Source organism: Methylophilus luteus (genome assembly GCF_042676265.1).
Lineage (GTDB): Bacteria > Pseudomonadota > Gammaproteobacteria > Burkholderiales > Methylophilaceae > Methylophilus > Methylophilus luteus.
On record NZ_JBHTKB010000003.1, the window covers coordinates 337612 to 349869 of the forward strand.

Genomic DNA, 12258 nt, shown 5'->3' on the forward strand with positions numbered 1-12258 from the left:
TGGTTTTTTTATTATTAGCTCGCCATGCCATTATGCCTGAGCAAGGCATCCAGGCTGGGCTCGCGGCCGCGGAAGGCGACGAAAGACTCCATCGCCGGGCGCGAACCGCCTTGCGCCAGTACTTCGTTCTTGAAGCGGCTGCCGGCTTCGGCCGACAATACGCCCAGTTCTTCAAACAGGCTATAGGCATCGGCAGACAGCACTTCGGCCCATTTGTAGCTGTAATAACCAGCCGAGTAACCGCCGGCAAAAATATGGCTGAAACTGTTAGGGAAACGGTTCCATGCCGGTGGGCGTATTACCGCTACTTCGTCACGCACCTGCTCCAGGATATCCAGTGCCGTTTGTTTGCTATCCGGGTCAAAACTGCTGTGCAGACGCATATCAAACAGTGAGAATTCAATCTGGCGTACGGTTTGCATGCCGGCCTGGAAGTTTTTGGCCGCCACCATTTTGTCGAACAGCGCGCGCGGCAATTGCTCGCCGCTATCGACGTGCGCAGTCATATGGCGCAATACATCCCATTCCCAGCAGAAGTTCTCCATAAACTGGCTGGGCAATTCCACTGCATCCCATTCCACGCCTTTGATGCCGGAGACACTGTATTCATCCACTTGCGTCAGCATGTGGTGCAGGCCGTGGCCAAACTCATGGAACAAGGTGATCACTTCATCATGCGTGAACAGGGCAGGTTTGCCAGACACCGGCGCCGAGAAGTTGCAGGTCAGGTAAGCCACTGGCAGTTCAATGCCGCTGGCGGTTTTGCGGCGGGTGATGCATTCGTCCATCCAGGCACCGCCGCGTTTGCCATTGCGTGCGTACAAGTCCAGGTAAAAGTAAGCGATAGGCTGGCGTTGCTGGTCGCTGATCTCATAAAAGCTGGCGTCTTTGTGCCACAGCGGTGCATCGGTCTGCCGCACTTGTACGCCAAAAATGGTTTCGACCACTTTAAACAGGCCGGCTTTTACTTTGTCTTCGGGGAAATACTGTTTCACCTCCTGGTCGGAGAACGCGTATTTCTCCTGGCGCAGTTTTTCGCTGACATAGCCTACATCCCAGGCTTGCATTTCGCTAAAGCCGAGCTTGCTGGCATAGGCCTTCAGCTCGGCCACGTCTTTTTCGGCATAGGGCCGGGCGCGTTTTGCCAGCGTATCCAGAAAGTCGGTGACCTGCTGTGGCGCATCGGCCATTTTGGTGGCCAGTGACAGCTCGGCATAATTGTTAAAGCCCAGCAGCTGCGCTTCTTCGCGCTTGAGTTTCAGCAGGTCGGCGATCAGTGGCGTGTTATCCCATTCTGCTTTGCTGAATTCTGAAGCACGCGTGGCGTAGGCGCGGTACAGCGTTTCGCGCAGCGCACGGTTGTCGCAATATTGCATCACCGGCATATAAGAGGGGAAATGCAGGCTGAACAGATAACCGCTCTTGCCTTCGGCTTTGGCGGCTTCGGCCGCCGCTTGCAAGGCGTCTTCGGGCAAGCCGTTCAGCTCGGCGGCATTTTCGACTATGTGTTTGAAATCGTTTGTGTTGTCGAGGATGTTTTCTTCAAACTTGCTGCCGGATTTGGACAGTTGTTCGGCGATCTCCTTAAAGCGTGCTTTTTCGGCGGCCGGCAATTCGGCACCGCCGAGTTTGAAACCACGCACTTCGTTCTCTATGATCTTTTTTTGCGCAGCACTCAACTGCGCGAATTCGCCACTGGCCTGTATGGCTTTATATTTGTTATACAGGCGTTCATCCTGGGATAAGTCGCTATAGAAATCAGTCAGCTTGGCCAGGTTGTCGTTATAGGCGGCACGCAGTTCAGGTGTATTCACCACTGCATTCATATGGCCGACTGGCCCCCAGCTGCGCGATAGTTTTTCAGAGAAATCTTCTATGGGCTGCACAAAATTTTGCCAGCTGGCCTGCTCGGCTGAAGTCGCCAATTGCTCCACCAGGGCGCGGCCTTCGCTGATCAGCTGCTCTATCGCCGGCGATACGTGTTCTGGTTGTATCTGGTTGAATTTTGGCAGGCCGCTAAAACTGAGTAATGGGTTGGTGCTCACAACATGTCCTTTGCTGAAATGCGATATCGCTAATGGTCAGATGGCTGTTTGGCCCTAATGTTCGCGGTTTGTTGATTGTATATTCTGATGATGGTGATGAGTTTTGTTAAATCAAGCCATGTGCTGATGCCTGCAGCCTGCTCAGGCAAACTCACCATTGAATTTTCTGACCAGCGGTTCTATTTTCTCGAGGTCGCTCTGGGACAGTATCTTTTTCGCCTGTCTGGATAGTATCGCTTCTTCACATTGCAGTATCTGCGATTTCACGCTCAGTATCTGCGAGGGGTGCATGGATAATTGCCGCATCCCCAGGCCCACCAGCAAGCGTGTCAGCTTGATATCTCCCGCCATTTCGCCGCATACCGAAACCGGTTTGCCATACTTTTCTGCTGCCTGTATGGTCAGCTGGATCAGCTTTAATACCGCCGGATGCAAGGGGTTGTACAAATGCGCCACCGTGTCATCGGCACGGTCTATCGCCAGTGTGTACTGGATCAGGTCATTGGTGCCTATGGACATGAAATCCAGTTCCTGCGCGAACGCCTCGGCGTTGATCGCGGCGGCCGGGATCTCTATCATGCCACCCAGGCTGATCTGCTCATCAAACGGGATATTCTGCTGGCTCAATGAATCTTTGGCGCGCTGCAACAGCAGCTTGGTCTGCCGCAGTTCGGCCAGGGTGGAGAGCATGGGGATCAGTATCTTGACCTTGCCGTAATGCGAAGCCCGCAACAAGGCCCTGAACTGGGTATGAAAGATATGCGGTTCAGACAGGCAATAGCGCACGGCGCGCAAGCCCAGTGCCGGGTTGGTCGCGGTGACGATCTCGTCGGAATGCAATTGTTTATCGGCGCCTATATCCAGGGTGCGGATAGTGACCGGATAGCCTTTCATAGCTTCGGCCACGTGTTTGTAGGCTTCAAACTGTTCCTGCTCGCCCGGCATCTCGCTACGGTTCATAAACAGGAACTCGGTACGATACAAGCCTACGCCCACGGCCCCTGAAGCCTTGGCGCTGACCACATCTTCCGGCACCTCGATATTGGCCAGCAGGTCTATGGCTATGCCATCCACCGTCACCGCTTTGGTGGTTTTAATGCGTTGCAGCTTTTGCTGCGCCAGTTGCCACTGGTTTTGCTTGAGCTGGTATTCAGAAAGCACTTCAGGGTCGGGGTTGACGATCACCACGCCCTGGGTGCCATCGACTATCATCAGCTCGCCATCGTTGATCAGGTCACGCGCACGCTGCAAGGCGACGATAGACGGGATATTCAGGCTGCGCGCCAGGATGGCAGTGTGCGAAGTGATGCCGCCTACATCGGTGATAAACGCCGCAAACTGGTGATGCTTGAACTGGATGGCATCGGCCGGCGACACATCATGCGCGACCAGTATCATGGCTCGCTCCTGTCTGGCCTGCTGTTTCTTCTCGCTGGCGTCGAGCTGGTCGCGGCCCAGCAACACTTTGATCACGCGCTCTACCACCTGCACCACATCGTGTTTGCGCTCACGCAGGTAGGGGTCTTCTATCGCCTCGAACTGGGCGACGATATCGTCCATTTGTTGCTTGAGCGCCCACTCCGCATTACATCGCTCATTCTGGATGATGGCTTTTGGCGCCTCGGAAAGCGCCTTGTCACTGAGCATGGCCAGGTGGGTGTTGATAAATGCGCTCAGCTCTGCCGGTGCGCTGGCCGGCAATTGTTCTCTGATCTGCTCCAGGTTTTTCTTGACGATGGCGATCGCGCTTTCAAAACGTGCGATCTCTACCGGTATCGCCGCCGCCGGTACTTTAAAATGGACCACTTCCAGTAAGGCGTGGGAGATCAGGTGGGCATGCCCGATAGCAATGCCGCTGGAAACCCCGACACCGTGCATGCTGAAACTGGTCAATTATTCACCCTCGCCGAAATAATTGTTGATCAGGGTCTGCAAGGCAGCGATCGCCTGTTCTTCATCTGCGCCTGTGGCTTCGATCTCGACGATGCTGCCTTTGGCGGCAGCCAGCATCATCACGCCCATGATGCTTTTGGCATTGACGCGACGGCCGTTTTTTTCTATCCAGACTTCGCTTTTAAATTGGCTGGCAGTCTGTGTCAGTTTGGTAGAAGCGCGCGCATGCAGGCCGAGCTTGTTGATGATTTCTAGTGAAATTTTGGCCATGGAATGTTGGAGTTATTGTGTGTGATGACAAGTTGTTTTAGTAAAGTGGACCACCCCTTCGCGGCCACCGCTCAAGGCTTTGTCTATGCAGGCATGCAGGCCTTCATGACGGTAATTGAGCACGCGCACCAGCATGGGCAGGTTGACGCCGGCCACGCCTTCGGTCGCATCGGGCGTCAGCAGCCGGGTGACGATATTGCACGGGGTCGCGCCATAAATATCCGATAACACCAGTACGCCCTGGCCGCTATCCAGTGTTTTCACCAGTGCTTCGGCTTTGGGCAATATCAGGGCCGGGTCATCGTGATTGGATATTTCCAGGTAATCCAACTGGGCCGGGCGATTTCCCATGACATGGGTTGCGCAATCAATCAGGCTCTGGCCGAAACTGCCATGCGCAATAATCAAAACACCAATCATAGTCTACTTTCAGAGTTCGTTATTTAAGGGGATACCACCACAGCCACATCCTGTAATTCCCGGTGACGGATCATTACCTGGTGCAGTTGCTTGAAATATGCCCCCAATTGTTCCACCAGAAAGACGGAACGGTGTTGCCCCCCTGTGCAGCCTATGCCAACCGTGACATAACTGCGATGGTCGTGATAAAAGCTTGGTAGCCATTTTTCTATATAGTGCTGAATATCATGCTGCATTTCAAGCACCATGGGTTCATTTTGCAGAAATTGCTGTATCGGCGCCTGTTTGCCATTATAAGGGCGCAAGATCAGGTCGTAATGCGGGTTGGGCAGGCTGCGCACATCAAATACGAAGTCGGCATCGAGCGGGATACCGTGTTTAAAGCCAAACGAAATAAACGACAGCACCAGGTTGTGCGGACGCACTTGCTGAAAGCCCTGTTCTATCTGCAGCATCCAGTCGCGGGTGTGGTTGCGTAAGGCATTGGATGACAGGTTGCTGGTATCGACATGGTGGCCTATGTTACTCAGGCCAGAAAGCAGGTCGCGCTCGTGCGTGATACTTTCTGCCAGCGCCTGGCTGGGCGTGCTCAGCGGGTGCTTGCGCCGGGTCTCGGAAAAGCGTTTGACCAGGGTTTCATTGTTGGCATCCAGATACAGCAAGTGAAATTCTATGCCCTGCGTTTTCAGCGTTTGCAGGATATCCGGTAGCGACTCGATGGCGATGCTGCGGCTATCGATGCTGACCGCCACTTTGGACGAGTTCTGGTCAGCCACATGGTTCTGGATATGAGGTAGCAGGGTAGCCGGCAAATTATCGATACAGTAATAGCCGCTGTCTTCAAACACCCGCAGCGCAATGGTTTTACCCGAGCCGGATAAGCCAGTCACAATCACCAGTTGCATCAGCGTGACCACCAGTTTGTCATCGTAATTTGCTCTCTCTCAGCATGATTTGCTTTTGCCGTTGCGTCAGTTGTTTGGTCGCATTGACGCCACGCAATAACAACATATGGTTACGCACCGCGGCTTCTACAAGTACCGCGATGTTGCGTCCGGCGGCGATAGGGATGATGACTTTGCTGATCTCAACATCCAGCAGGCGTTCGGTGTGGCGGTTGGCGCTCAGTCTGTCCAGTTCCAGCGGGTTCATTTCATCGGCCAGTTCCAGCTGTATCATCATATCCAGCGGCTTGGTCGGTTTGACCGCATTATCACCATAGAGTGCGCGTATGTTCAGAATCCCCAGGCCACGAACTTCGAGGAAATCCTGCAATAACTCAGGGCAGCGGCCCTCTACGCGCTCGGGGGATATACGGTAAAAATCGACGATATCATCGGCGACCAGGCGGTGGCCGCGCGAGATCAGTTCCAGCGCCAGCTCGCTTTTACCGATGGCGGCACTGCCGGTGATCAGCACGCCAAACCCTTGCACCTCCATGAAAACGCCATGCAGGCTGGTGGTTTCTGCCGTTGCTACCGCCAGATAATGGCTGAGCAGCTCCATCAGCTGTGGGCTGATCATAGGGGTCGTGAATAAAGGCACCTGGTTTTGCTGCGCGGCTTCCAGCATGGTAGGCGGCACCTGCTCGCCATTGGCGACCACCACCATGGCCAGGTCGGTAGAAAACAGGTTGGTCACTGCCTGTTGCAGTGCCAGTATGCTCAGGCCGCCCAGGTAATCCATTTCTGCACAGCCCAGCACCTGTACCCGGTTGGGGTGTACAAAATTCAAATGGCCAACCAGCGCCAGTGAAGGTTTGGTGACGGTGCCGGAGTTGAGGATTTTTTTGCCGCCTGATTCGCCTGCCACCCATTTCAATTTGAGTTTTCCGCGAATTTGCTTGTACAAGTCGGCCACTGAGATTTGTGCCATGTATGGTCCTGAACCAATTGCAACAAAGAGACTAGGCTTATTTTACAACTGAAAGTTGTTGCTGGGGAGTGAAACGAGGTAAAAGTGAACCGGGGGGGTGAATTCTCTACCCGGTGGGTAGAGAAGTAGAAACAGAAGTTAAGCGCTCAACTGGTGCTTCACAGCACCGCCAGATTTATGATGGTCGCCATGTTTTTCCTTGTGTTTCAATACCTGACGGTCAAGTTTGTCAGTAAGCATGTCTATGGCGCTGTACATATTCTCATCGGTGCAGGCAGCGTGCAAATCGTTACCTGGAACATGTAGCGTGGCTTCAACCTTTTGGGCGAGCTTTTCAACAGACATGGTGACTTTGACATCAATCACGTGGTCGAAGTGATTGCTGATGCGCGAAAACTTGGATAAAACATACTCGCGCAAAGCCGGAGTGATTTCTAAATGATGTCCTGTAAGTTGTAGATTCATGAAAACTCCTTTGATTTAAAGATCCCATCCTGTTCTCAATTGCCTTATCAATTGGGCGGCTGGGACAAGTTCAGTGTACTCCTTTGAAATACAGATGCAACCCGGAATAGCGCCGGATTGTTGATCTTGATCAGCAAAATCACTGCTTTTTCTGCGCTAACTGTTGTGATTCCACCCGCCCTGCAAACTAATTTAAACTAAAGCCCTGATTACCTGAACGGGCTAATGACAAGCGCCCGATCAGCGGAGTAGAGTGGCTGTTCGGTATAAAAAATATTTTAAGGGGATCGATAATGCGTAAAGTTTCAGTAGCCAGTTTTCTAGTACTGGCCTTTGCTGCTGTAAATGCTCAGGCCGCAGCCGTAACCTTGATCAATGATGGATTTGAAGCTTCATGGACTGCCACCACTTTAGTGGGTTCAGATGGTAATTGGACGTTTAACTATGAACCTACTGGCCCTAACGTAGGCTGGAACTTTGGCATAGGCACTGGTGTTGCCACCTCTAGCCTGGTGACGGCGCAGGAAGGCAGTCAATATGCTTTCTTGCAAACGACTACCGGCTTGCTGAGCCAAACCTTTAACGTGGCCCAGGCTGGTAATGCCGATCTTTCTTTCTTTTATGGCTTGCGTCCTAACTATGCGGCCGGGCAAGAGCTGGAAGTTTATGTGAATGGTAATTTTTTGACTAAACTGACGACGCAAACCGGCTGGACCAATAGCGTTCTGTCCTTAGGCTTTCTGAGTGCAGGTAGCAATAGCATTGCTTTTAAAGGCACGGGTGGTGTTGGTGGTGATACCACTGTGTTCCTGGACAGAGTGGCAGTGAGTGTCAGCAACGTGCCTGAGCCGACCTCAGCGTTGATGCTGTCTTTGGGTCTGGGTGGTTTGCTGTTGGCGCGTCGTCGCATCACTAACGCTTAATACTCGCTGTTAAGTCATAAAAAACACCTGAGTGGGATTTCCTGCTCAGGTGTTTTCGTTTTATATAGCTAGTTTTTGGCAGCTATCTGCTAATGCCTGCTCGAGTCAGTTACTTTGCTTTTCTTAATGTCAGGTTGATGCGTTTGCTGCCCAGCAGTGGGTGGCTGTCTGCTTTCACCGGCGCCACACCATGATAAAAGCGGCGGCTGACACCGCCCCACACCACCACGTCGCCGTGCTGCAGCGGTATTTTTACCGGCTTATCGGTACGCCTGGCTCCGCCAAATAAAAAAATAGCCGGGATACCCAGTGATAAGGAGACGATAGGCTGCGAAAAATCCATCTCGTCTTTGTCCTGGTGCAGGCCCATTTTGCTGCCGGCTTCATAGACATTGATCAGGCAGCTATCAGGCACAAAATCAGGGTATCCCGCCTTGCGTGCCGCTGCTGCTGCCAGTTCTAATATCACCGGCGGGATAGCCGGCCATGGCAGCTGTGTGTCTGGCTGCGTTGCGCTATAAGCATAACCATGTGCATTGCCCACCCAGCCCCAATCGCCCATGCTGCTGGTGCGCACAGACATCAGGCCCATAGGCGTCATCATCTGTTGCGGCGGGTGCTGGCATAAATGCTGCTGCAAGGCTGGCCACAGCGTATCCATCACCGGCAAGGCAAAGCCGGGTAACCAGCAGGCGCCGGTGGCTAGCGGCACGAATTCAGGCTGTTGTTCGGCAAATAAGTCCATAAGATCACATTTAGATAAGGTGCATGAAGCTGACACAGCAGGTGTCTGGCCTGATCAGTATATAGACTGGATCAGTATGTAGACCTGATCAGAGCATGGAATGGTTCAGTGCATCCATTCGATACGCAGGTTTTTTTCGCGCGCCAGTTTTTCCATGCGTGGAATGGCACGCTCAAGCCGGATCAGGTAGTCTGCGGCTGTTTCCTGATGAAAGCCCAGCACCATGACCGGATGGTGAGCATTGGCCAGCTGCTCGAATAACTGCACCAGCTCCTTGGTGTTGGTGTAGTCGGCCAGTGCGGCGTTGTCCGGGTATTCGATCAGATTCATGCTCAGCGCAAATGGCTGCTGCAGCGGTGTGCTGTGCGGATGCAGTTTCTTCAGCAAACGTATCATGCTGCTATCCTGGTGCCAGCGCCCGCTGAGCAGGCTGGCAGGGATATGCGAGCTATCCCAGACAAAACGGTTCGCTTCCAGCGCTGCCTGTAATTTTGGCCCGAACTGCCAGGCACCGGCGCGAAAGTGGCGTGGCCGCTGAAAGCCATTGCTGGCCAGCAAGTCACTGCTGCATGCCACCAGTTTGCTTAATTCCTGCTGGCTGTAAGCATATTCCAGGCTGACCGAATAACCACAGCTGGTATGGGCGCAATCCTCTTGCGCATCTGCGATAGACGGCGTGGACTGAAAGGTGACGCCACAGTATTCCACCAGTGAGCGCATGGCATGCACATGCAGGCCTACCGTGTCATGCGCCAGAAATGTGCTGCGGATATGGCTGCCTATCTGCGCGCGGTTGACGTCCGGCTGTATGAAATAGGCCGGATTGATGAGGTGCAACAGGGGAATATAGGGAAATTTTTCGCGGAAAGCGCGCATGCTTTGCAGATTGTCTTCTTCCAGCGACAGCCCTTCCCAGTCTACCGTCACCCATAGCTGCATGGTGTCTGCCGGCATGCCTGGCAAAGGCTGCAGCAACACCAGCAGCAACAGCCATATCCGGCTAAGGCGCTGCAGCATAATCACTCTGGTCAGGCTGGTTCAGCGCCCGGTTGTGCCTGACGCCTATCCACCAGAACATAATGCCGCCCAGCAAGGCAGTCGCCACGATAAACAGACCCTGTGATTGAACCTGCCGCAACCTTTCTTGGGCGTCCAGCGGGCTGAGCATAAATATGAATGCGATAGACGCACAGATCAGCGCAGCCAGCAGGCAGGCTTTAAGTCCCAGCCATTGTTTACTGTAGAGCAGCCAGAATAAAGGCAGGCCTATGGCCAGCACAAAAGGGTAGGTAAGGTAGGCGATCATCAGGCTGACCACTAATGCATCTTTATATGGCTGGCCACCAAATAAAACACACATGCAAGTGATTGCCAGTGCTGGCGCAATCAGGAAAGCGGCGATCACTCTCACTATGTTTGCCTCCTATCGCGTGGCAGGCTACTGCACTCGCTGCAACAAACTCAGCCGGCCATCAAGTTCATACTCAGGCCGCCAGATAGTTCACCGGCCAGGCTAATCCTGGGGACATTTTATCGTGTGATTGACCATTTTGCCATCCACCAGCTGTATGGTCTCTTCGCCCAAACGGCATTTTTTGTCGGGGTCCATTTTCCACGAGTTCTTGTAGATCTCAGTGTAGTTGACCCTGTCCCATGACCATATCGATTCACTGCCATGTGCCTCGTCGGTGTAGGCTTCCTTGATCTTTCTGTAACCGTTCAATTTCTTGTCCAGCACTTCAACCACACTGGTGGCCGGCATATGCCACAGCAGTTTTGCAGTACTGCCTTTGGCCTGCAACAACCAGACCGGGCAGGTCACCGCGGTGCACAGGCAGCTGCGGGCAGGTTTCACCAGATAGGCCTTGGTCGATTGATTCAGGCTGATGGTCTCAGCTTCAAACAGCTCATGCGGTTTAGCTTCCTGGCAACTTGCGATCGCCTCGCGATTGGACTGTTTGTTCAGGTAGTGAAGGATATGCGTGGGGATCTTGGCCGGATTCTTGAAACGTTCTTTAGTGTCAAAAGTATCATCTGCCTGGGCCATGCCCGAACCAAACATCAGTAAACCCAGCAACAGTAAACCCAGCAGTAAACCCCGGGTGGCGAGGTAAGAAAATGATTTTAAGCTTGCTAACATCTGTAGGTATGCCTTTTTTGTTTGATACGCCGCTTATACAAAGCGCTAATCAATAAGAATTAAATTTTAAGACATTCATTCGATGTCTTGATCCACTTGCCGTCTTTCAGTTCTTCGATTTCTGCTTCGTTACATTCGCGCTCCGCATTCCACACCCAGACCTGATTGTAGATCTCCTGGTATTCCGCGCCATCCCACACATAACGCACCTCATAACCATGGCTGAGCAGGCCGCCTGATACCTTGATGTCGGGATAGCCCCTGGTTTTCCTGTCCGAGAAGCTGAGCAGGCCTGCCATGGGCGATTCGAAAATCAGTTTCGCCACCTTAGGATCAGGGGCGGGTGCAGCCGCAAACACCCACATCGGGCAGGCGTCGCTGCTGCAAAAACATCTTGAGCGTGGTTTTACGACCAATGCTTGCACCGATGAGTTCAAATCCACTATTTTTGCTTCAAACGCCAGCCTGATATCTGCCGCCTGTGCTTTGCACTCGGCAAAGCCGCTAGCTATCTCCTTGGCCAGATAAGCTTGAACTGGCGCAGGGATCACCGCCGGTTGCTTGATCGCCTGGTCTGCGCTGACATAGTCGCCGGCGAACGTGAGTGATGAGAGCGTAAGCAGCATAGTGATGCTGGCAAATAACAATAGGCGCATGCTGATGACTTTGAATTGCAGTATGGTTTGCGGCAACTTTTCAGTTGCTACCGCCAGGCAAGGCTGCTGATAAAAACGCTTATTATAAATGCTGTAGCGTAACGGTTCTCTATTATCTCTGCCATGGTGTGTCATCCCTCAGTAATAGGCTGCAAAGCTGCACTGCAGGGGGGCGCCGCTAGTCTTGCCTGCACACAAGCAAAAAAAACCTCCAGTCTAAGCCAGAGGTGAGGAGAAGGGGGTGTTCGGGAATGCGGTTGAGTTTTGCCGGGGGTAGTGTTATTCTTGCGCCCCTCTCAGGGCGATAGCCACATTTAACGCGGTCAGAACATTCTCAACGTCCAGGATATTCTCACCGATAAAGGCCTGTATATCTCCGGCCACGGTATGTATCACCACTGCATATTTAGGCGTTGTCAGCAGCCAGGCCATGCCGGCGTAAACCATGGAAAGTAAACCTATGTAGGGCAGGTTGCCATTGCCAAACAGCAGTGCCAGACCACCGAGCAAACACACTCTGGCAAAGGTGAGCCTGGGTTTAAGCGTTTTGGATTCCACCGTGGTGACGTTCTTGATCGCGATATGCGTGCCGTTCACGATAAAGCGGGTATTGCTGACGCTGATGCCCTTTTGGCTAAAGTAAATGGATTCTTCCATAAGTCACTCCAGTGTTGTCATCCAGATGTGTTAACATTATATTACTATAAATTAACTAATCATAACAACCTCTAAAAAGTAGCTCGTCTAGTGCTTTAGTCTTAGCCAAAGCGGGTCATTGTTGTAGCTTTGCGCTCCTCATAGAATATCCCTGGCCTTCCCTCTAACA

14 protein-coding genes are annotated in these 12258 nt (G+C 52.8%); 1 reads left to right on the plus strand and 13 read right to left on the minus strand.

What is annotated here, in order from left to right; translation table 11 throughout:
* Positions 1-14 precede the first annotated feature (14 nt).
* From ACFQ1Z_RS13900 to hpf, 7 genes are all read right to left on the minus strand, one after another.
* Positions 15-2045, minus strand: a complete 2031-nt coding sequence (locus ACFQ1Z_RS13900; RefSeq protein WP_379058747.1) for a M3 family metallopeptidase — start codon at positions 2043-2045, stop codon at positions 15-17.
* 141 nt (positions 2046-2186) lie between these two features.
* A complete protein-coding gene (gene ptsP, locus ACFQ1Z_RS13905) occupies positions 2187-3938 on the minus strand; it encodes a phosphoenolpyruvate--protein phosphotransferase (protein WP_379058750.1) in 1752 nt (583 codons plus the stop codon).
* Entirely contained in the window at positions 3939-4208 is a 270-nt protein-coding gene (locus ACFQ1Z_RS13910) for an HPr family phosphocarrier protein (protein ID WP_379058752.1), read from the minus strand.
* Between the two features lie 12 nt (positions 4209-4220).
* On the minus strand, positions 4221-4628 hold the full coding sequence (locus tag ACFQ1Z_RS13915) for a PTS sugar transporter subunit IIA (RefSeq protein WP_379033058.1): 408 nt from the start codon (positions 4626-4628) through the stop codon (positions 4221-4223).
* A gap of 23 nt (positions 4629-4651) precedes the next feature.
* Positions 4652-5533 (minus strand): RNase adapter RapZ, encoded by an 882-nt coding sequence (gene rapZ, locus ACFQ1Z_RS13920; RefSeq protein ID WP_379058755.1) that lies wholly within the window; start codon positions 5531-5533, stop codon positions 4652-4654.
* A 19-nt stretch (positions 5534-5552) separates the two neighbouring features.
* Positions 5553-6503, minus strand: coding sequence for an HPr(Ser) kinase/phosphatase (gene hprK, locus ACFQ1Z_RS13925; protein ID WP_379058758.1), 951 nt, complete (start codon positions 6501-6503; stop codon positions 5553-5555).
* 138 nt (positions 6504-6641) lie between these two features.
* Entirely contained in the window at positions 6642-6968 is a 327-nt protein-coding gene (gene hpf, locus ACFQ1Z_RS13930; protein ID WP_379058759.1) for a ribosome hibernation-promoting factor, HPF/YfiA family, read from the minus strand.
* Between the two features lie 293 nt (positions 6969-7261).
* Between hpf and ACFQ1Z_RS13935 the strand changes: the two genes are divergently transcribed.
* Complete coding sequence (locus tag ACFQ1Z_RS13935) at positions 7262-7891, plus strand: PEP-CTERM sorting domain-containing protein (RefSeq protein ID WP_379058762.1); 630 nt, start codon at positions 7262-7264, stop codon at positions 7889-7891.
* A gap of 109 nt (positions 7892-8000) precedes the next feature.
* Here the strand turns inward: ACFQ1Z_RS13935 and alkB are convergent, their stop codons facing one another.
* From alkB to ACFQ1Z_RS13965, 6 genes are all read right to left on the minus strand, one after another.
* Positions 8001-8636, minus strand: coding sequence for a DNA oxidative demethylase AlkB (gene alkB, locus ACFQ1Z_RS13940; protein WP_379058764.1), 636 nt, complete (start codon positions 8634-8636; stop codon positions 8001-8003).
* Positions 8637-8741: 105 nt separating this feature from the next.
* Positions 8742-9653, minus strand: coding sequence for a hypothetical protein (locus ACFQ1Z_RS13945; RefSeq protein ID WP_379058766.1), 912 nt, complete (start codon positions 9651-9653; stop codon positions 8742-8744).
* On the minus strand, positions 9637-9996 hold the full coding sequence (locus ACFQ1Z_RS13950) for a hypothetical protein (RefSeq protein WP_379058769.1): 360 nt from the start codon (positions 9994-9996) through the stop codon (positions 9637-9639). Before ACFQ1Z_RS13950 ends, ACFQ1Z_RS13945 begins: the two co-directional genes overlap by 17 nt.
* Before the next feature lie 153 nt (positions 9997-10149).
* Positions 10150-10776, minus strand: a complete 627-nt coding sequence (locus ACFQ1Z_RS13955; protein ID WP_379058772.1) for a hypothetical protein — start codon at positions 10774-10776, stop codon at positions 10150-10152.
* A 59-nt stretch (positions 10777-10835) separates the two neighbouring features.
* Positions 10836-11432, minus strand: a complete 597-nt coding sequence (locus ACFQ1Z_RS13960) for a hypothetical protein (RefSeq protein ID WP_379058774.1) — start codon at positions 11430-11432, stop codon at positions 10836-10838.
* Positions 11433-11711: 279 nt separating this feature from the next.
* Positions 11712-12089 (minus strand): DUF6232 family protein, encoded by a 378-nt coding sequence (locus tag ACFQ1Z_RS13965; protein WP_379058777.1) that lies wholly within the window; start codon positions 12087-12089, stop codon positions 11712-11714.
* Positions 12090-12258: the final 169 nt, after the last annotated feature.

What these genes read in the sequence shown, in the direction of transcription:
- ACFQ1Z_RS13960 (WP_379058774.1), bottom strand. Translation starts at nt 11,432, where the DNA reads ATGCGCCTATTGTTATTTGCCAGCATCACTATGCTGCTTACGCTCTCA.
- ACFQ1Z_RS13945 (WP_379058766.1), bottom strand. Translation starts at nt 9,653, where the DNA reads ATGCTGCAGCGCCTTAGCCGGATATGGCTGTTGCTGCTGGTGTTGCTG.
- ACFQ1Z_RS13910 (WP_379058752.1), bottom strand. Translation starts at nt 4,208, where the DNA reads ATGGCCAAAATTTCACTAGAAATCATCAACAAGCTCGGCCTGCATGCG.
- alkB (WP_379058764.1), bottom strand. Translation starts at nt 8,636, where the DNA reads ATGGACTTATTTGCCGAACAACAGCCTGAATTCGTGCCGCTAGCCACC.
- ACFQ1Z_RS13935 (WP_379058762.1), top strand. Translation starts at nt 7,262, where the DNA reads ATGCGTAAAGTTTCAGTAGCCAGTTTTCTAGTACTGGCCTTTGCTGCT.
- hpf (WP_379058759.1), bottom strand. Translation starts at nt 6,968, where the DNA reads ATGAATCTACAACTTACAGGACATCATTTAGAAATCACTCCGGCTTTG.
- ACFQ1Z_RS13965 (WP_379058777.1), bottom strand. Translation starts at nt 12,089, where the DNA reads ATGGAAGAATCCATTTACTTTAGCCAAAAGGGCATCAGCGTCAGCAAT.
- ACFQ1Z_RS13950 (WP_379058769.1), bottom strand. Translation starts at nt 9,996, where the DNA reads ATGTGTGTTTTATTTGGTGGCCAGCCATATAAAGATGCATTAGTGGTC.
- ACFQ1Z_RS13915 (WP_379033058.1), bottom strand. Translation starts at nt 4,628, where the DNA reads ATGATTGGTGTTTTGATTATTGCGCATGGCAGTTTCGGCCAGAGCCTG.
- hprK (WP_379058758.1), bottom strand. Translation starts at nt 6,503, where the DNA reads ATGGCACAAATCTCAGTGGCCGACTTGTACAAGCAAATTCGCGGAAAA.
- ACFQ1Z_RS13955 (WP_379058772.1), bottom strand. Translation starts at nt 10,776, where the DNA reads ATGTTAGCAAGCTTAAAATCATTTTCTTACCTCGCCACCCGGGGTTTA.
- rapZ (WP_379058755.1), bottom strand. Translation starts at nt 5,533, where the DNA reads ATGCAACTGGTGATTGTGACTGGCTTATCCGGCTCGGGTAAAACCATT.